At 47.5% G+C, this 18,237-nt stretch carries 16 protein-coding genes; 11 read left to right on the top strand and 5 right to left on the bottom strand.

Annotated elements, in window-relative coordinates:
- Positions 1–276 precede the first annotated feature (276 nt).
- The 10 genes from JOC37_RS11750 (at position 277) to gltA (ending at position 12,055) form a co-directional block, all read left to right on the top strand.
- Complete coding sequence (locus tag JOC37_RS11750) at positions 277–1,941, top strand: ATP-binding protein (protein ID WP_338017388.1); 1,665 nt, start codon at positions 277–279, stop codon at positions 1,939–1,941.
- Positions 1,938–3,389: a sigma-54-dependent transcriptional regulator gene (locus JOC37_RS11745; protein WP_204619197.1), complete on the top strand. Its 1,452-nt coding sequence runs from the start codon at positions 1,938–1,940 to the stop codon at positions 3,387–3,389. Before JOC37_RS11750 ends, JOC37_RS11745 begins: the two co-directional genes overlap by 4 nt.
- 182 nt (positions 3,390–3,571) lie before the next feature.
- The gene (locus JOC37_RS11740) at positions 3,572–4,432 is read left to right on the top strand and encodes an FAD binding domain-containing protein (RefSeq protein ID WP_204619195.1); all 861 of its coding nucleotides are present in this window, start codon (positions 3,572–3,574) and stop codon (positions 4,430–4,432) included.
- Positions 4,433–4,470: 38 nt separating this feature from the next.
- Positions 4,471–4,956 carry a (2Fe-2S)-binding protein gene (locus JOC37_RS11735; RefSeq protein WP_204619193.1) on the top strand — a complete coding sequence of 162 codons (486 nt, stop codon included), beginning with the start codon at positions 4,471–4,473 and terminating at the stop codon, positions 4,954–4,956.
- 15 nt (positions 4,957–4,971) lie between these two features.
- Positions 4,972–7,242, top strand: a complete 2,271-nt coding sequence (locus JOC37_RS11730; protein ID WP_204619191.1) for a molybdopterin cofactor-binding domain-containing protein — start codon at positions 4,972–4,974, stop codon at positions 7,240–7,242.
- A gap of 179 nt (positions 7,243–7,421) precedes the next feature.
- Positions 7,422–8,249, top strand: coding sequence for a selenium-dependent molybdenum cofactor biosynthesis protein YqeB (gene yqeB / locus JOC37_RS11725; protein ID WP_204619189.1), 828 nt, complete (start codon positions 7,422–7,424; stop codon positions 8,247–8,249).
- A 25-nt stretch (positions 8,250–8,274) separates the two neighbouring features.
- Positions 8,275–9,033, top strand: a complete 759-nt coding sequence (gene yqeC, locus JOC37_RS11720; RefSeq protein WP_204619187.1) for a selenium cofactor biosynthesis protein YqeC — start codon at positions 8,275–8,277, stop codon at positions 9,031–9,033.
- Positions 9,030–9,632: an NTP transferase domain-containing protein gene (locus tag JOC37_RS11715; protein WP_204619185.1), complete on the top strand. Its 603-nt coding sequence runs from the start codon at positions 9,030–9,032 to the stop codon at positions 9,630–9,632. Before yqeC ends, JOC37_RS11715 begins: the two co-directional genes overlap by 4 nt.
- Before the next feature lie 198 nt (positions 9,633–9,830).
- Positions 9,831–10,679 (top strand): sulfide/dihydroorotate dehydrogenase-like FAD/NAD-binding protein, encoded by an 849-nt coding sequence (locus JOC37_RS11710; RefSeq protein WP_204619183.1) that lies wholly within the window; start codon positions 9,831–9,833, stop codon positions 10,677–10,679.
- Positions 10,667–12,055 carry an NADPH-dependent glutamate synthase gene (gltA, locus tag JOC37_RS11705; RefSeq protein ID WP_204619181.1) on the top strand — a complete coding sequence of 463 codons (1,389 nt, stop codon included), beginning with the start codon at positions 10,667–10,669 and terminating at the stop codon, positions 12,053–12,055. Before JOC37_RS11710 ends, gltA begins: the two co-directional genes overlap by 13 nt.
- Before the next feature lie 87 nt (positions 12,056–12,142).
- On the opposite strand, the gene JOC37_RS11700 is transcribed toward gltA, so the two are convergent.
- Positions 12,143–14,041: a sensor domain-containing diguanylate cyclase gene (locus tag JOC37_RS11700; RefSeq protein WP_204619179.1), complete on the bottom strand. Its 1,899-nt coding sequence runs from the start codon at positions 14,039–14,041 to the stop codon at positions 12,143–12,145.
- A 1-nt stretch (position 14,042) separates the two neighbouring features.
- The gene (locus tag JOC37_RS11695) at positions 14,043–15,179 is read right to left on the bottom strand and encodes an FIST signal transduction protein (protein WP_204619178.1); all 1,137 of its coding nucleotides are present in this window, start codon (positions 15,177–15,179) and stop codon (positions 14,043–14,045) included.
- A 165-nt stretch (positions 15,180–15,344) separates the two neighbouring features.
- Here JOC37_RS11695 and JOC37_RS11690 point away from each other — a divergent pair, with 165 nt between their 5' ends.
- On the top strand, positions 15,345–15,611 hold the full coding sequence (locus JOC37_RS11690) for a hypothetical protein (RefSeq protein ID WP_204619175.1): 267 nt from the start codon (positions 15,345–15,347) through the stop codon (positions 15,609–15,611).
- 14 nt (positions 15,612–15,625) lie between these two features.
- On the opposite strand, the gene JOC37_RS11685 is transcribed toward JOC37_RS11690, so the two are convergent.
- From JOC37_RS11685 to JOC37_RS11675, 3 genes are read right to left on the bottom strand one after another with little or no spacing between them, the layout of a single operon-like run.
- A complete protein-coding gene (locus JOC37_RS11685; RefSeq protein WP_204619173.1) occupies positions 15,626–16,339 on the bottom strand; it encodes an ABC transporter ATP-binding protein in 714 nt (237 codons plus the stop codon).
- A complete protein-coding gene (locus tag JOC37_RS11680) occupies positions 16,339–17,091 on the bottom strand; it encodes an ABC transporter permease (protein ID WP_204619171.1) in 753 nt (250 codons plus the stop codon). The genes JOC37_RS11685 and JOC37_RS11680 overlap by 1 nt, the downstream gene beginning before the upstream one ends.
- On the bottom strand, positions 17,066–18,034 hold the full coding sequence (locus JOC37_RS11675) for an ABC transporter substrate-binding protein (RefSeq protein ID WP_204619169.1): 969 nt from the start codon (positions 18,032–18,034) through the stop codon (positions 17,066–17,068). Before JOC37_RS11675 ends, JOC37_RS11680 begins: the two co-directional genes overlap by 26 nt.
- Positions 18,035–18,237 lie beyond the last annotated feature (203 nt).

The following is an 18,237-nucleotide window of genomic DNA, read 5'->3' as shown; positions in this document are numbered from 1 at the left end:
TGAGGTTTATCAGGAGCCGTATACGAGGCCCGTACGTACGGTTCTGTGAGAGGGATAACGCCGTAGCAAATTACTGCGGCGTTACCCTACTCGATTTTTATTCCTTTTGGCATAACTATTAATTATAGCTGCAATGGAAATTTATGTTATATAATGGTAAATAGTAAAGTATCCCAATTTGCCATGAGGCAGTGTCATTAAAGATATATACCTGGTAACCAACCCACGGGTGTAATTGAAATATTAAAAAGTGCTTATTAGTGGCAGGTGACGCATGTGAAAAAAGTTGATCCACACATTCTGGCCAAACTGACAGGTGTCCAATCAGCCAGGCAGAGCTGTTATGTGGAACTGAAAGAAACCATTGAAGAAATGTCCAAACAAAATAAGCGTTTAGAAATTATTAACCAAATAGCCCGCAGTATTAACGTGGATATGAGCTACGATGAAATTATCGAGCGGGTGGCAGAACCGCTGCGCCAGGTGATGTCCTATGACCTGTTAAGCTTTTGCCTGCTGGACAAAGGGAAACTGGTAATAAAATCCGGCATACCAAAGGATCAAAAAATATTGGGAGTGGGAACGGTTTTACCGGAAGAAAACTCAGCGCCGTGGAAAGCAATGAAAGATAAACGCTGCTTTTTACGGCCGGATATTTGGAATGATAAAAAGCAGTATCAAGAGGATAAAGCATTAAAGATAATTGGTATTCAATCGGCCATTATGGCGCCGCTGCTGGTAAGGGAAGAAGTAATTGGCACCTTAAATTTTGGCAGTAGGCATCCCTTTGCCTATTCCGAAAGTGATTTTATATTTGTACAGCAGCTGGCTGACCAACTGGCGGTTTGCTTGGCCAACTTAAATTTATACAATGAAATTTTAAACAGTAAAAAGATTTGGGAGTCAACCTTTAGAGCCGTTCCTGACCTGCTTTTTGTCATTAATGGTCATTATGAAATAATAAGCATCAATAGAAATATCGTTAAATCATCACCGGCGGAAAGTGTACTGGGGCAAAAGTGTTATCACCTGTTTAACGACGGTGTCAGGTGCAGCTTGTGCCCCGCTGTAAAGGCCTTTGATACCGGTAAGCCGGCCTCTGCCGAATTAAGCAGGCCGTCGGGGAAAATTTATCATACCTCTGCCTTTCCGGTGATAGGCAGTAAAGGTGAAGTGATAGAAATTGTCTGTTACGTGCAGGATGTAACGGAAAAACTGCGGATGGAAGCCCAACTATTTCAATCGGCCAAATTAGCCGCCATAGGAGAAATGGCCGCCGGAGTGGCTCACGAATTAAACAGTCCCTTAACCGCTATTTTGGGCAATGCTCAACTGCTGCTGCGCAAAACCCCAAATACTGAACCCCGGTATAAAATGCTGGAGGACATAAAGAACTGCGGTTCCCGGTGCAAAAGGATTATTCAGAATTTATTGACTTTTTCCCGCCGGGATAAGCTGCATACCAATCAAATGGTCAGTATCAACCGGGTGGTGGAAAGATCCCTTTCTTTAATTCGCTATCAAATTGAAAAAAACAATATTGAACTGGTAACTGATTTGAATAACCGGCTGCCTGAAGTGCGGGGCAGCAGCCAGCAGCTGGAACAGGTGGTATTAAACTTTTTATTAAATGCCAAAGATGCGGTGGAAGAAAAGGATAACAAAGTAATTAAAATTACCACCGGAATGATCAAAAACAAAGAAATATTTTTGGCTGTGGAAGATAACGGCTGCGGAATTTCTGCGGAAAACATTGAACAAATATTTAACCCCTTTTTTACCACTAAGGAAGGCCGTAAAGGTACAGGGCTGGGTCTTTCTGTCAGCATAGGTATCGCTGAAAGTCATGGCGGCAGGATTGAGGTAGAGAGTAAAATTGGTGTGGGAAGTGTTTTTCGACTGGTGCTTCCCCGGGAAGAAAACGGAGGTGAGGTGAAATGAAAAAACCCCCCAGGGTACTGGTGATAGACGACGAAGTGGAGGTTTGCACCTTTTTTGATTTCCTGCTGCAGGAGAAAGGGTTTGATGTTTATTTGGCTCACAGCGGTGAGAAAGCAAAACAGATTTTGGCACAGCTGCCCTTTGACCTGGCCATGGTGGACTTGAAGCTGCCGGACACCGACGGCATTAAACTGCTGGCGGATATCAAACAAGTTCTGCCCCGCTGCGAAGTAATAATTATGACCGGTTACAGCACGGTTAAAAGTGCTGTGGAGGCTATAAAATTAGGTGCCTTTGATTATATTGAAAAACCCTTTGAGGATCTAAACGAACTGGAGCAAAAAATAGACCGGGCGCTGTCAAATTCCACCGGCTGGAAACTAACTGCCGGCAGGCGGTTTGATTTAACAAAAGATTACGGCATCATAGCTGCTGAGGAAAGTCCGCTGATACCGGTTTTAACACTGGCCGGCAAAATAGCGGGCAAGGATGTTAACGTGCTCATCCAAGGGGAAACCGGTGTAGGTAAAGAAGTGGTGGCCAGGTTTGTTCATTCGCAAAGCCACCGGGCTGAACAGCCCTTTATATCTGTTAACTGCGGCGCATTTACCGAAAACCTGCTGGAGAGTGAACTGTTTGGTCATGAAAAGGGGGCTTTTACCGGGGCCCAGGGGGCTAGAAAAGGAATTTTTCAGATAGCGGATGGCGGAACGTTATTTCTGGATGAAATTGGTGATGCCAGTTTGGCTATCCAGGTTAAACTGCTGCGGGTGTTGGAAACCGGGGAGTTTATACCTGTGGGCGGGGAAAAAACTTTAAGCGTCGATGTAAGAGTTATTGCGGCCACTAACGTTAACCTGGCCGAAGCAGTTAGAACTAACAGATTTCGTGAAGACCTTTTTTATCGCCTGGAAGTGGTGACGTTGGAAATACCTCCCCTGCGCCGGCGCAGGTGTGATATCCCCCTGCTGGTAAATCACTTTATTAAACGCAACCGCTGTAATGATAATAATACGCCTGTTACCGTTGATGCCGAAGCCATGGAAATGTTAATAAATTATCACTGGCCGGGTAATGTAAGGGAACTGGCCAATGTTGTCACCCAGGCGGCGGCACTGTGTGACGGGGAAGAAATAAAAGTAAAACACCTGCCGGATAAAATAAAAAACCGGGGCTTTAGCGGCCGGTTAGAAGAGAGGCTGCCGGCCGGTGACAGCAGCAGTATCAAGGAAGCTGTAGCCCAGTGGTCCCACGGGCTGATCAGCCAGATAAACCCCTTGAAAGTGGACATTAAAGAGCTGCTAAACGAATTAAAAGCAGCCCAGGGTTACATAGCCAAGCAGGTTATAGAAAAGGTATTGAATTACACCGGTGGAGACCGATCTAAAGCAGCCAAAATATTAAATGCCACCCCCCGCATGCTGCGGTATTTACAAAACGAAAAATAAGGCGGCCTGCCGAAAAAGCGGCAGGCTGCCGTTTTTTTGTTGGCTGGAAAAGTGGTAAACGGGCTTTAAAACCGCTGTCAAAGCCGGTATTTTAACTGGCATGCTGTTTGCATGTGTTTATGGACAGCTGCTGCCAAGCTAAGGAAGATAACCCTTTCAGAATAATAAAAGGAGGTTAAGGGATGCTTAAAGATTACGTGCGAGCCCAAACGGTGGATGAGGTTTTGGCCGCCCTGCAGAAAGGTGATGCCAGGGTAATAGCCGGGGGAACCGACCTGATATTGGACCTGCAGGCGGAGAAAGTTAGTGCTGAAATACTGGTTGACATTAACAGCATTGATGATCTGCAAAATATTGAACTGGTGGATGGGCAAATACGCATCGGTGCTGCTGTAACCCACCAGCAGGCAGCTGAATCGCAGCTTGTTTTGGATAGTGCACCGGTCCTGGCCGAAGCCTGCCGTTCCGTTGGCTCACTGCAGATTCGCAACACCGGAACGGTGGTGGGCAACGTTATCAATGCCCAACCGGCTGCGGATGCCGCCGTGGCATTGGTGGCCCTGGGAGCGGTGGCGGAAATTAAGACTGAAAACGGTACCGCCTATCAACCCGTTGAAGATTTGTATACCGGGGTGGGCAAAAGTAAGATTGACAGTACCAAACAGCTGGTTACCGCCGTTCAATTTCCCGCCCTGCTGCCTAACCAGGGTTCTGCCTTTATCCGCCTGGCCCAGCGGGGAGCATTGGCCCTGCCGGTGTTAAATGTGGCCGTGGTGGCATCGCTGGTGAATCACAAAGTGGAATGGGTGAGAATAGTAATGGCTCCGGTGGCACCGCGGCCTTTACGGGCAGTGGAGGCAGAGAACATGCTGCGGGGCAGGGAAGTGAACGAGCAAAATATATTAGAAGCCGCCAAGGCTGCTGCCGCCCGGGCCAATCCCAGGGACAGCGCGTTAAGGGGGTCCGGCCAATACCGTAAATCGGTGCTGGAGACGCTGGTTAAGCGCGGCCTGTCTGAAGCTTTTAATAAAGCTCAAGGGTAACCCGGGCCGGCTATTAGTATGAAAAAGGAGGGAACATAATGGCCCAAATGATTTTAAAGATGATATTAAACGGGAAACCGGTGGAAAGGCGGATTTCTCCCGGCGATACCTTGCTGGATGTGCTGCGCGGTGACCTGGGCCTGAGCGGAACGAAAAAAGGCTGTGGCAGGGGAGAATGCGGTGCCTGCACGGTAATTATGAACGGTAAGGCGGTAAACTCGTGTATCGTTCCAGCTCCCCGGGCTATGAATGCCCGTATAGAAACGATTGAAGGTATCGGCACTGTGGAGAAACTGCACCCGCTGCAGGAGACCTTTATTCACTGCGGGGCTATCCAGTGCGGTTTTTGTACTCCCGGTATGATTATGTCGGCCAAGGCCCTGTTGGATAAGAACTCCAATCCTACCCGGGAGGAAATAAAAGAGGCGGTGGCCGGAAACATCTGCCGCTGCACCGGCTATGTCAAAATTGAAGAGGCCATTATGATGGCGGCGGAAATGATTAAAAGGGAACGGCGCAAATAGAAGGGAGGCGTTAAAGTGAAAAAGCCCGCTGTAATCGGTAAAAATGTTCGGAAGTTGGATGCGCTGGAGAAGGCCATGGGTACTGCCACTTTCACCACCGATATAAGCCTGCCGGGAATGCTGTACGGTAAAGTGCTGCGCAGCCCATACCCCCATGCCAAAATTATCAATATTGATACCGGTAAGGCTGAAAAACTGCCCGGCGTAGAAGCGGTGGTATGTTATAAAAATACCCCTCGAGTTAAATTTAATACCTCTGCCACTTCAACCTTTACCATACCACCCCTGGAGCCGGTGGAAGACCAGTATATTTTTGATTCTGTGGTGCGCTACGTGGGCGATGAGGTGGCGGCGGTGGCCGCTGTTTCTGAAAAAATTGCGGAACAGGCATTAAAACTTATTGAAGTGGAGTATGAAGAACTGCCGGCGGTATTTGATCCGCTGGAGGCAATGGAACCGGGGGCACCGGACCTGCACGGCCCGTGCAGGGCGGGGAAAAATATTCCCGGGGAAAAAATACACCTAGAATTGGGAGATATTGAAAAGGGGTTTGCAGAGGCGGATGAAATCTTTGAACATACATTTAAGCTGCCGGTACAAAAACAGGCCCAAATGGAAACCCAGGCAGCGGTAGCTCAGGTGACAGCGGACGGGAGGGTTACCGTATGGTCAACAACCCAAACACCTCACCCTTCAAGACGTATTATAGCCACCATTTTTGGACTTCCTTACAGTAAAGTGCGGGTGTTAAACCCACCTTATATTGGCGGCGGCTTTGGAGTGAGAATCGGCCTGTCGGCCAAAGCGGAACCCATTGCAGTGGCCCTGGCCATGCAGGCGAAAAAACCGGTTAAGGTGGTTTACAGCCGTCGAGAGGATTTTATAGCGTCAGACACCCGGCACTCGGGATACGTTACGGTAAAGACCGGCGTGAAAAAGGACGGCACGTTTACCGCCCGCCAGATGGAAGGTATTTTAAATGCCGGTGCCTACTGCAGCTGGAGTGCCGAAACCCCGGGCGTTCTTGGGGCCATGGGATTGTCCGTTTACCGCTGCCCGAACCAGATGTACGACGGGCACAGTGTATATACCAATACCACCCCGGCCGGTGCGATGAGAGGTTTTGGCAATCCCCAGGCCATGTTTGCCATTGAGTCGCAAATAGACATTATAGCAGAAAAACTGGGTATCGACCCGTTGGAAATTAGACTGAAAAACATTATGCAGCCCGGCGACAAGTGGGTTTTACCTTATCCCTGCCGGAGTTCCGGCCTTGCAGAGTGTATCAAGAAGGGGGCCGCAGCTATCAACTGGCAGCGCAGGGGGAAATTCGATAAAACCGGCACCAAAAGAAGGGGACTTGGGGTGGGTATAGGAACCCACGTATCCAACGCCTGGCCCTTCTGTGGGGACTATTCCAATGCTTATGTTACCATCCAGCAGGACGGTTCCGCCCATTTGGCAGCCGGTGTGCCGGATATGGGCACAGGTACCGTCACCACCCTGGCCCAAATTACAGCAGAGGTACTGGGCATCAGTTATGAAAAAATTGGAGTAACCTTTGCGGATACAGAATCCACTCCCTTTGAAATTGGCAGCCACGCCAGCCGCACCTGTTATGCCTCCGGAATGGCGGTGGTGGCGGCGGCCAGAGATGCTAAAAAACAAATTTTAGATTATGCGGCTGAAATGCTGGAAGTAGAAGCCGGTGACCTGGACATTGAGAACGACACTGTTGTTTCTACCAGTAATCCGGAAATAAAGGCTCCTTTAAGTGAAGTGGCGGTGCAGGCCCACCTGAAGGGACGCCAGTTTATCGGGGTAGGTAAAATTATTCCGGAAAATGCCCCGCCCTGGTTGGCCCACTTTGCCGAAGTGGAAGTAGATACCGAGACAGGGCAGGTGAAAATTCTGAAAATGGTGGCTGCCCATGACGTGGGTAAAGCCATCCATCCCCAAATTGTGGAAGGACAGCTGCACGGCGGCCTGGCCCAGGGCATTGGTTACGCCCTCGGTGAAGAAATTAAATACAATGACAAGGGGCGCCAGCTAAATGACGGCTTCCACAAGTATATGCTGCCCACAGCAGTGGATATACCGGAACTGAAAGCTATTATTGTAGAAGCAGAAGAACCCAGCCATCCCTACGGAGTTAAAGGGGTTGGGGAAACGGGATTGGTGGCCACCGCTCCGGCCATTGCCAATGCCATATATAACGCCATTGGGGTAAGATTCTTTGAACTTCCCATTACAGCGGAAAAGGTATACAGAGCTTTAAAAGAATGATTAAACAATTTATACCGGCACCTCCGCCACGGAGGTGCTTCCTTTCCAAATTTATAGAAGGGAGATATCACCGTGCGGAAAGAAACAATTAAAGTGCAGGAGGCGGTGGTGCGCCTTATATCCCCACGGATGAATCCGGGGGCTTTACGGCGCGTTTGGTAATTAAGGAGTTGGTATCAATGAATAATATTGTACTTATTAAAGGGGCGGGGGATCTGGCCACCGGGGTGGCCCACCGGCTGTTTAAATGCGGTATGCGGGTGATAATGACGGAAACTTACCGGCCCACCGTTGTTCGCCGCACTGTATCCTTTGCCGAGGCAGTATATAAGGGAAGCCATACCGTGGAAGGAGTGACAGCCAGGTTGGCAGACAGTGCTTTTGAAGCCGGGGAATTATTAAAACAAAAACAAATTCCCGTTTTAATTGACCCCGGGGCGGAACAGGGGTGCCGGTTAAACCCGGGTATCATAGTTGATGCCATCATGGCCAAACGCAATACAGGCACTGAAATATCTGCCGCTCCCATTGTTATCGGCCTGGGACCGGGGTTTACCGCCGGCGTGGATGTCCATGCCGTTGTAGAAACAAACCGCGGTCACCACCTGGGGAGGGTTATTTTATCCGGTTCCGCCCAACCGGATACCGGGATTCCCGGAGCGGTGAAGGGTTATACCTGGGAGCGGTTGTTAAAGGCCCCGGCGGAGGGAGTATTTGTTCCCTGCGTTTCCATAAACAGTAAAGTGAAAAAGGGGGATGTTTTGGGGTTTGTTGATAAACACCCGGTGACGGCTGGAATAACGGGTATACTGAGAGGTTTAATCAAAGGAAGCGTATGGGTTCGCCGGGGAATGAAAATAGGTGACATAGATCCCAGGGGTGTGCCGGAATACTGTTATACCATATCGGATAAAGCCCGGGCCGTTGCCGGCGGAGTGCTGGAAGCTGTTTTACATTTACAGCGGGACAGATGCCAAACCGGTGATCTGCCGGGTTCAGCAGGATAACATTTTTTAGGGTAGGGTATGAAATATGCAGTTAATGAAAGCGTTGGCACTGACCGGTAAAGAAATGGTTTGCTTTGTGGGCGGCGGCGGAAAAACCAGTTTAATGCTTAAATTAGCCCGGGAATGTGCCGGCAGCGGTAAAAAAGTACTGATAACCACCAGCACCAAAATGTACCGCCGGCAGCTGAGCGCCCTTGCCGAGCCGGTAGTGGAGCGGGATAAAAACATGCTGCTGGGAAGACTGAAGGCCTTATTGTCCACCGGCAGCACTGCTGCCGCCGCTGCTGCTTTGGCGGAAGATGATAAAGTTATTGGACTGTCCGGCGACAGGCTGGATTTCATATACCGCAGGGGATTATTTGATTATATATTGGTGGAAGCTGACGGTGCCAGGGGAAAATCCCTAAAAGCACCGGGGAAACATGAGCCGGTACTGCCTTCCGCAAGTACAACTGTTATTCCCGTCACCGGTGTTGATATCTTGGGCTGCCCGCTGGCGGAAGAGTACGTGCACCGCTCTCACCTGGCAGCTGAAATTGCCGGCCAAAACACGGGCAGTGTGATAACCGAAAGAACGGTACAAAAGATTATTTGGCACTATATAAGCATCATTAGCTCTGTATCCGGCAGAAGTAAGATCGTGCCTGTTATAAACAAAGCTGACAGCAGTGAACTTATTAAACGCGCTGTCCAAACGGCAGTGCCCTTGTTAAATGAAAAAATAAAAAAGGTACTGGTAACTTCAGTTTTACCCCCTTATTACCTGGGGGAGGTGATGCAGTGATATCAGCAGTGGTGCTGGCTGCCGGTATGTCCCGCCGCATGGGAGAACCAAAGCTGCTGTTGAAGTTGGGTTCCAAAACCATTATTGAGCATGTTATGGATAATGTAACCGGGGCAGGGGTTTCGGAGGTAATTGCTGTATTGGGGGCTGAAAGAGGGCAGATCAGCGAACTGTTATCTAAATATGATGTCAAGCTGATATATAATCCCCGCTATTCCGCCGGTCAGGGGACATCGGTTGCTGCCGGGGCGTCTGCCGCCAGTGCCTGGTCTCGGGGAATCATGTTTTTAATGGGCGATCAGCCATTAATTTCCAGCGGGGTGATTAATTACTTAATAGATTGCTTTATTAATACCAGGCCGTTAATTTTAAGGCCCCGGGGGGCGGGTAATCCCACCGTCTTCGACATTAAACTGAGGCGGGAATTAATGCAGTTGTCCGGGGATGTGGGGGGGCGGCAGGTGATAGAAAAGTACAGGACCAAAGTAACCCATGTACCGCTGTTTCCACGGTTATTATCCATGGACATTGATACCAGGGAAGATTATCGGAAGATACTGCATTTATGGGAGAAAGGAAACTTCTTTTCCCGGCGGTGATATTTGTATATAATTCTGAATATAATGGAAATTCATTCCGGGTAATGTTATAATAAATTATATTCCGCTGTATAGTTTAAATTTTATTAAATATCTGATAAAATGAGAGGTATGTCCATCATACCATGATATGGCTGAATTATTTAATCAGTTTATTAAGTGCTTGCTGTATATCTGTTGTTATTGGGAGGTTGATGTATGTACAAAATTGTTCGCAAGGAAGTGTTTTCCCCGGCAATTAAATTATTTGAGGTAGAGGCCCCAAAGATTGCGGCCAAAGCCAGGGCGGGCCAGTTTTTTATACTCCGGGTGAATGAAAAAGGCGAGCGTATTCCGCTGACCATTGCCGATTTTAACCGGGAAGCGGGAACGATAACTACCATTTTTCAAGAGGTGGGACGCACCACCAAAGATATGGGCAGGCTCAATGTGGGGGATTGTCTGGCCGATGTGGTTGGCCCGCTGGGTGAGCCCACCACAGTGAAAAATTTCGGCCGGGTGATATGTGTTGGCGGCGGGGTAGGTGTGGCGCCCATATACCCCATAGCTCGGGCCTTGAAGGAGGCGGGTAACGAGGTTATTTCCATTATCGGTGCCCGCAGCAAAGAACTGCTGTTCTGGGAGGACAAAATGGCTGCGGTCAGTGACAGGCTGATTGTCTGCACCGACGACGGCAGCTATGGTCAAAAGGGCTTTGTTACCGATGCGGTGAAGCAGGTGGCAGAAGAATGTGAGATCAACCGTGTTTGGGCCATCGGACCCATGCCGATGATGCGGGCCATGGCGGAAACAACCAGGCCGTTGGGTATTAAAACAATAGTTAGTTTAAACCCCATCATGGTTGATGGTACCGGTATGTGCGGTGCCTGCCGTGTCAGTGTGGGTGGCGAAACCAAGTTTGCCTGTGTAGACGGGCCGGAGTTTGATGCCCATTTAGTGGATTTTGACCTGGCCATGCGCCGCCTGGCATATTACAAAGATGAAGAAAAGAGGGCGGAAGCGGCGGGAAGCTGCGGAAACGGAGGTGCTTGCGGATGCCACAAGTAACAACAAGACATGAAATGCCTACCCAGGATGCCAGGGAACGAATAAATAATTTTAAAGAAGTGGCACTGGGTTACGACGAAGAAACTGCAGTGGCTGAAGCCAACCGCTGCTTGAACTGTAAAAAACCAAAATGTATGGAAGGCTGCCCGGTGGAAGTCCCCATTCCTGAATTTATCAGCTTGGTGAAAAAGCGGGATTTCAAGGGAGCAATTAAGAAAATTAAAACTAAAAACAGTTTACCGGCGGTTTGCGGCCGGGTTTGTCCCCAGGAAAACCAGTGTGAAAAGCACTGTATTTTGGGTAAAAAGGGAGAACCGGTGGCAATCGGCCGTTTGGAACGGTTTGTGGCAGATTATGAAATGGCCCATGGCGGTGAACCGGCAGAAAAACAGGCTCCCACCGGAAAACGGGTGGCGGTGGTAGGTTCAGGACCGGCGGGCTTGACCGCTGCCGGCGACTTGGCTAAAATGGGACACCGGGTTACGATATTTGAAGCCCTGCATGTGCCCGGGGGCGTGCTGATGTACGGTATCCCCGAGTTCCGCCTGCCCAAGGATATAGTGCAAGGGGAAATTGAAAAGATTAAAGATTTGGGTGTAGAAATAAAGACTAATTATGTTATCGGCAAGTTGGATTCCATAGATGAATTATTGGCAGAAGGGTACGACGCGGTGTTCATCGGCACCGGGGCGGGACTGCCTTATTTTATGAATATTCCCGGTGAAAACCTGAACGGTATCTATTCAGCCAATGAATTTCTAACCAGAACCAACCTGATGAAAGCATACCGGTTTCCTGAATACTTAACCCCCATTAAAGTGGGTGAAAGGGTGGCGGTGATCGGTGCCGGCAACGTGGCCATGGATGCAGCCCGTACCGCCCTGCGCTTGGGGGCTAAAGAATCTTATATTGTATACCGGCGCTCGGAAAAAGAAATGCCGGCACGCCGGGAAGAAATAGAGCATGCCGCGGAAGAAGGGGTAAAATTTGCCCTGCTCACCAGTCCGGTGGAATTTCACGGTGATGAAAACGGCAGTTTAACCGCCATGACCTGTATTAAGTATGAACTGGGAGAGCCGGATGCCTCCGGCCGCCGCCGCCCGGTGCCGGTGGAAGGCTCTGAGTACGAGATGAAGGTAGACAACGTGGTGCTGGCCCTGGGCCAGGGTCCCAATCCACTGGTGCCCGCAACCACCGCCGGTTTGGAACTGACCAAGAGGGGCAATATAGCAGCCGATGAAGAAACCGGTGCCACATCCAAAGCGGGAGTTTTTGCCGGCGGTGACATTGTAACCGGCGCGGCCACGGTAATTATGGCCATGGGGGCAGGTAAAAAAGCAGCCCGGGCCATTGATGAATATTTGCGGAACAAATAATTTTTTCATACAAGGGATAACGGTGAAGACAGGGTGAGGCAGGATAGCATTTTTCGGGGTAGGGTAATTGAAAAACCGAAGCATGGGTTAAACATGCTTCGGTTTTTTAGTACCGGATTTACACGCATACATATTGTAGTCGGCAGTGGTAAAGGCATCTTTTAACCGCTGGAAACTTTCGGCCATCTCCCATCCCACCGATAAAGAAATGGGTACTTCAGTGCCGGTTTCGTTATAGCGATTTACCGCTTCATTAATTTTTTGTATTAGTGTTTCTACCGTTTCACCTGTGGTGTTGGGCAGTATGGCCACAAACTCGTCTCCACCGTACCTGGTTAAGATATCATCTTTACGCAAACACCGCTGTAAAATTGCCGCTGCCTGTTTTAACACTTTATCGCCCATTTTATGGCCGTAACTGTCGTTGATACTTTTTAAACGATCCACATCACAAAAGATTATTGCTAGAGGAAATGATTTGCTGTCATCTTTCAATGAATTCAGTACCTGTTCCAAGTATGCACGGTTATGAATACCGGTTAAGCTGTCGTGTGTGGCCAGGTGCCGCAGTTTTTCCTCTGCCTGCCTGCGCTTGGTAATATCTGTTAAAGTACCCACTATGGCCGGGCGGCCGTTGTGTTCTGTTTTAGTGCCCATGCATTCGCAAAATACAACACAGCCATCCTTGCGATAGGCTGAAAAGACGATGGAGGCATCTAATTCTTTACCGGCCATAATATTTTCCAGCTTGTTATTAACTACCGGTTTATCTTTTTCCGTTATCAGCTTATCAAAGTCCATTTTATTAACCATTTCGTCAACTGTATAGCCGAAAATTTGCGCCAGTTTAGGGTTGACATACCGTAATTTTTTATCCTGGATAAGAAATATCCCCACCAGGGCCTTTTCAGTCAATAACCGGTACCGTTTTTCCGAATGATAAAGGGCATCCTTCAGCCGGTTCTTTTCTTTCTGTTCAAATGCTAAAACCTTTTGGTAATTGATGCAGGCCGATACCGCGTATGCACGGTTATGAATACCGGTTAAGCTGTCGTGTGTGGCCAGGTGCCGCAGTTTTTCCTCTGCCTGCCTGCGCTTGGTAATATCTGTTAAAGTACCCACTATGGCCGGGCGGCCGTTGTGTTCTGTTTTAGTGCCCATGCATTCGCAAAATACAACACAGCCATCCTTGCGATAGGCTGAAAAGACGATGGAGGCATCTAATTCTTTACCGGCCATAATATTTTCCAGCTTGTTATTAACTACCGGTTTATCTTTTTCCGTTATCAGCTTATCAAAGTCCATTTTATTAACCATTTCGTCAACTGTATAGCCGAAAATTTGCGCCAGTTTAGGGTTGACATACCGTAATTTTTTATCCTGGATAAGAAATATCCCCACCAGGGCCTTTTCAGTCAATAACCGGTACCGTTTTTCCGAATGATAAAGGGCATCCTTCAGCCGGTTCTTTTCTTTCTGTTCAAATGCTAAAACCTTTTGGTAATTGATGCAGGCCGATACCGCGTTGGCAATTTGCGGGCCAAGACCTTTAATTACATTGGCCACTCCTTCGCCAGCGACCCCCTGCCGGCCGAAAACCAGGTGAAAGATAATAGAGTTATTTATCGAGATCAGTATAATCTCCTTTTCCCGGCCCGTTCTGTAATAGCAGAGGGGTCCGAATTTGGGATTGTCATCACCGATAACAGTTATTTCCTGCTGTAATATTTCCGGCAGGTTTTCAGCTAGAACCGCAGCAGTGTTGTTAGGTTTATAATTTTTAACCCCAAAACCGGCCCCGGTGACATATTCTATATTTTCTTTTACAATCCAAACAAAGCCGCGATGGGCCGATGTCTTGCGGACGATGGTTTTGATTATATTACCGAGCATTTCTTTAAGATCCAGGCTTTGACCAATGGCCAGGGATATTTCATATGACAGTGATAGGTGCTGTACTAATTTCATCACCGGGTTGTTCAGCATGCTACCCAACTCCCACCACTACTGTTTTGTTAAATAATTCAATATACCTGTCACCCAGCGAGGCAATCTCACCGATACTAAAGAATCCCGCCAGGGGCAGGTTTTCTAAATTGTTGGTTTGAATTTCACGCAGCTCGTCATTGACTTGGTTTTCCAAGTAAATAGACCTGGAAATGCAGCTGATAACAAACATACCCGTTGGTTTGTTATTGGGGGTGTCATTTTTATAAGGGGTGTCATTTTTATAATCGGTATAAGCCTGATTTACTGCCCTGCCCGCAGCGGTAATTAAACTTTGGCTGCTGCTTTGTAAAATAGTAAGTACCGAGTTTTGGGGGATGGTGCCAATTAATCTTATGGTACCGTCTTTAACGCTGACGGCATCCCGCACTACCAGGGAGCCGTCTGTTTTTACCATACCGAAAGGGTAACCTTTAGCGATATCTGGAAAATTATCGGCATTGATTTTTAACCCGGTTTTATTTTTAATAATTTTTCTATAATAATCAAAGGCCGGCTGCCAATCAATTTCCTGCAAATACTGGTCGGCTACCTTGTTTGCCACTATTGGACCGTGCAGGAACTGCCAGCCGTGTGCCACCCCTATGCCGATGGCACTGTCAATGCTGACAACAATACCCCCGTCGGCCCAAAAATTATCCCGGGTAAACAGTGATGGGTGCTGCTGCAGCGCTAATCTACCGGCTCCCCCGCCAATGAACTTGATATTATGGGTGCTGGAAGCGAATAATTTATATAAAAAATCATCTATCCCGGAGGCCCAACCATCAACAAGCACCAAACAGGTCTGCAGCTGCTTTTGATTTTCAAAGGAGAGCTGAAAGTCCCTTAAACCTGCCAGCTTATCAATGATACTTAGCTTAAAGGGTTTATTGAAACTTATTCCCAGCACACCGGCTGTGGCGATATTCCCCCTGTAAATTACACCGGGAAAAATGCCCCCGCAGATGGGGATGGTGAATTCACGCAGGTGGGATTGTACTTGTTGATAGTCAAAAGGGGTTTTTTCGCCCACAAATAAAATAACACCGGTTGTTTCTTCACCGATAAGTTCTTCTAAAAATTCTTTCCAGCCCGGGTAGTTCCGGCCATTATAAAAGCCCGCTTTATGGTACATAAAAATATGCACAACCTCCTAACACAATCATTCGCCTCCAATTTACTAATTTCCTGTTTTTTTTTAACAATGATTTAATGATAAATAGATAATATTGGTCATTGATTGCTGCCTTTGCTGGTGTTAACCTGATTAAAGAAGGAATTAAAGAGGGAGTTGCTGCTTTTGAAGTTAATATTACCTATTATACTAGTGACAGCTGCCTTTATGATTAATATACCGCTTGGTTTATGGAGAGCCTCGGTTAAAAAATTTGGACCGGCCTGGTTTTTGTCGGTACATTTATCTGTGCCTTTTATCATTTTTTTGCGCATCAAAATGGGTTTGCCTGTGATGCTGATGCCGTTAACCATTTGCTCAGCGGCGGCAGGTCAGTATTATGGCGGTAAAATAGGTGTTTTTAAGAGCGGTAGGAATACCGGGGCTGAATAGCCGGCGGGTCAAGTTTAATACTCTTTTTCCAATAGCGATATCAGCTGTCCGTACATTGCGGCCAGTTTTTTACTGCCCAAGTCCCTTTGTCCGTGGGGAATATCTATAGTTAATTCTTTTTGCACGGAAGCGGGTTTGGCGGAATAAACCAGCAGTTTGTGTCCTAAAAGCAGCGCTTCTGGCACGTCATGGGTGATAAAAACAATGGTATTTTTATTAATATCCCACATTTTGGTTACTTCTTTAATCATTGTCAATCTTAAAGGTGCATCCAGCGATTTGAAAGGTTCATCCATCAGCAGCAGCTGGTGGGGAAAAGCAAAGGCTCTGCACAGTGACAGGCGCTGTTTCATTCCACCGCTTAATGCCCGGGGGTAATAATTTTTGTATGCCGATAAACCCATTAATTTTAAATAACGGTCAATCACTTTTTGCCTTTCGGGCATTGGTATGGGACCCTTTAATACAAAGTGCAGGTTGTCTTCCACCGTTTTCCAGGGCAGCAGGCGGGGTTCTTGAAAAGCATAACTTATTTGTACACCGGACAGCCCTTCAATGGTACCTGAATCCGGTTTTTCCAAACCGGCGAGCATTTGTAGAGTTGTTGTTTTTCCGCAGCCGGAGGGGCCCAGTATACAGGTTATTTTTCCCCTTTCCACGGTAAAGGATAGGTTTTGTAATACCTTAATACCGCCCAGGGATTTATTTACTTTCTTCAGCACTATCATTAGTCTTCCCTCCAACCGGACAGGCGCCTGTTAATGTACTGCAGCCCCCGGTCTGTTGTTAAACCCAGTATTATTAATAAAAAAGTCCAGGCAAATACTTCGGCTGTTTCTAAATTAATTTTGGCCTGGTGCATACCTGCACCAATGCCGATGCTGGTACTTAAAAACTCAGCCATGGCCACCGCCTTCCAGGTGGTGCCCAGTGCCACCGACATGGCGGCAAAAAGGTAAGGGGTAATCTGAGGTATGTATACTTCCATTAACAGGCTCTTTTTGTCCACCTGAAAGGTTTTGGCCATTTCAACCAGCTGGGGATCTATATTTTCTATTCCCTGGATAATATTGATTATTACCAGCGGAACGGTGGTTATGAAAACCACGAATACCGGCACTTTATCAAAGCCAAACCAAATCATGGCCAGCACCAGCCATGAAATGATGGGTGTTACCTGGATGGTTACCACATGGGGCTGCAGCAGGCGCCGTATAACGGGGTTTAATCCCATTAACAGTCCCACCGGGGTACCAATAATTACTGACATGGCAAAACCCATTAACCCCCTGGCAATGGTAGTGCCGGCGTGCTCCCACATTCTGCCGGTAATGAGCAAATCTGTAAGGGCGCGGGCGGTTTCTGCGGGGGAAGGAACAATAACGGGATTATATAAATTTGCAAGCAGCTGCCAGGCAATGAGTAAAAACAACAGGCCAAGCAGGGGGGTGCCCCTACTCAGCCAGGTAGAATTCTTCATCAGGTAATTTTCCTCCTACCATATCCGGTGAAAATTGAAGTAATTTAGATAGATAATTGCTCACATCTTCTTTGGCTTCCTGGGCCGCTGCAAATTTTAGGTTTATTCTGGCCATGGCCTTTTCAAAAAACGGTGCCGGGATATTAAAATTATTTTCTACTAAACTTGAAACAGCTGACGGATCAGCCACAGTTTGTTCTAAAGCCTCCCGGTAAGCCTGCTGGATGGTTTCCAGTGCCCGGGGATGGTTTTCAGCAAAACTTTTTTGTACCACCATGCCGGCCTGGGGCAGGCTGGAATCTTTCCCCTCCACCAACTGCCATTCTTGATGATAGCTTTTAATTACTTTTACCGCCGGATTTTTGCTTAAAACTTTAGTAACCAGTGGTTCCGGCAAAACCGCTGTTTTTACCAGGCCCTGAATCATCATCTGGGCAATTTCCGGGGAACTGGCGTACTTTAATGTACCATCTTTCACCGGCAGATTGTTTTTTTCCATTAAATAGCGGGTGATAATATCCGGGCTGGCTCCCTGGGCACCCACATATATCTCCTTACCCTTTAGATCAGCCCACCCGGTAATGCTTTCATCTGCAGAAAGCAGGTAAAGAATGCCCCAGGTGCTGACATTGGCCAGTTTAATGTCTATTCCTTTGCTGTACAATTTAGCGGCCACATTTACCGGCAGCACGGTGAAATCTGCTTCTTTTTTCACCACCCTGGTGATGGCTTCATCCACCGATTTGTAAAATATCAATTCCACCGCTGTTTTTTCACCAAAGGGCTTGCTTTCTATCATTTTTAATAACGGTGCAGTGGGGGGAGCGGCAGGGGCTTGGATGATTATTTTATCCAGTGATTCAACCTCTGCCTTTTGATTAAAACCACAACCGGCGGTGGTAAGCGTTAATAACAGTGCTAGAAGAATAATTGTTCTTTTCAAAACATTCACCTCTTAATAGTTGTAATGATGCGTTAGTACATATTAATTTTTAACACCGGGCATTTGATATCCTGCACCGGGTATTAAAACTGTTTACGACAATAAGTAAAATAATTCGACATAAAAAACATCATAAAAATTATATCAATAAATATAAAAGATGAGTTTTGAGGAGGAATTTGGTCTTTAATATAGAACTGTTA

The sequence above is a fragment of the Desulforadius tongensis genome (assembly GCF_016907915.1).
Taxonomy (GTDB): Bacteria; Bacillota; Desulfotomaculia; order Desulfotomaculales; family Desulfohalotomaculaceae; genus Desulforadius; species Desulforadius tongensis.
The sequence above is the reverse complement of the archived record's forward strand: the minus strand, read 5'-3'. Positions and strand labels throughout refer to the sequence as shown.

Coding starts and splice junctions, on each gene's coding strand:
- JOC37_RS11700 (WP_204619179.1), bottom strand. CDS start 14,041: ATGCTGAACAACCCGGTGATGAAATTAGTACAGCACCTATCACTGTCA.
- yqeB (WP_204619189.1), top strand. CDS start 7,422: ATGAATAATATTGTACTTATTAAAGGGGCGGGGGATCTGGCCACCGGG.
- JOC37_RS11685 (WP_204619173.1), bottom strand. CDS start 16,339: ATGATAGTGCTGAAGAAAGTAAATAAATCCCTGGGCGGTATTAAGGTA.
- gltA (WP_204619181.1), top strand. CDS start 10,667: ATGCCACAAGTAACAACAAGACATGAAATGCCTACCCAGGATGCCAGG.
- yqeC (WP_204619187.1), top strand. CDS start 8,275: ATGCAGTTAATGAAAGCGTTGGCACTGACCGGTAAAGAAATGGTTTGC.
- JOC37_RS11740 (WP_204619195.1), top strand. CDS start 3,572: ATGCTTAAAGATTACGTGCGAGCCCAAACGGTGGATGAGGTTTTGGCC.
- JOC37_RS11735 (WP_204619193.1), top strand. CDS start 4,471: ATGGCCCAAATGATTTTAAAGATGATATTAAACGGGAAACCGGTGGAA.
- JOC37_RS11745 (WP_204619197.1), top strand. CDS start 1,938: ATGAAAAAACCCCCCAGGGTACTGGTGATAGACGACGAAGTGGAGGTT.
- JOC37_RS11680 (WP_204619171.1), bottom strand. CDS start 17,091: ATGAAGAATTCTACCTGGCTGAGTAGGGGCACCCCCCTGCTTGGCCTG.
- JOC37_RS11695 (WP_204619178.1), bottom strand. CDS start 15,179: ATGTACCATAAAGCGGGCTTTTATAATGGCCGGAACTACCCGGGCTGG.
- JOC37_RS11710 (WP_204619183.1), top strand. CDS start 9,831: ATGTACAAAATTGTTCGCAAGGAAGTGTTTTCCCCGGCAATTAAATTA.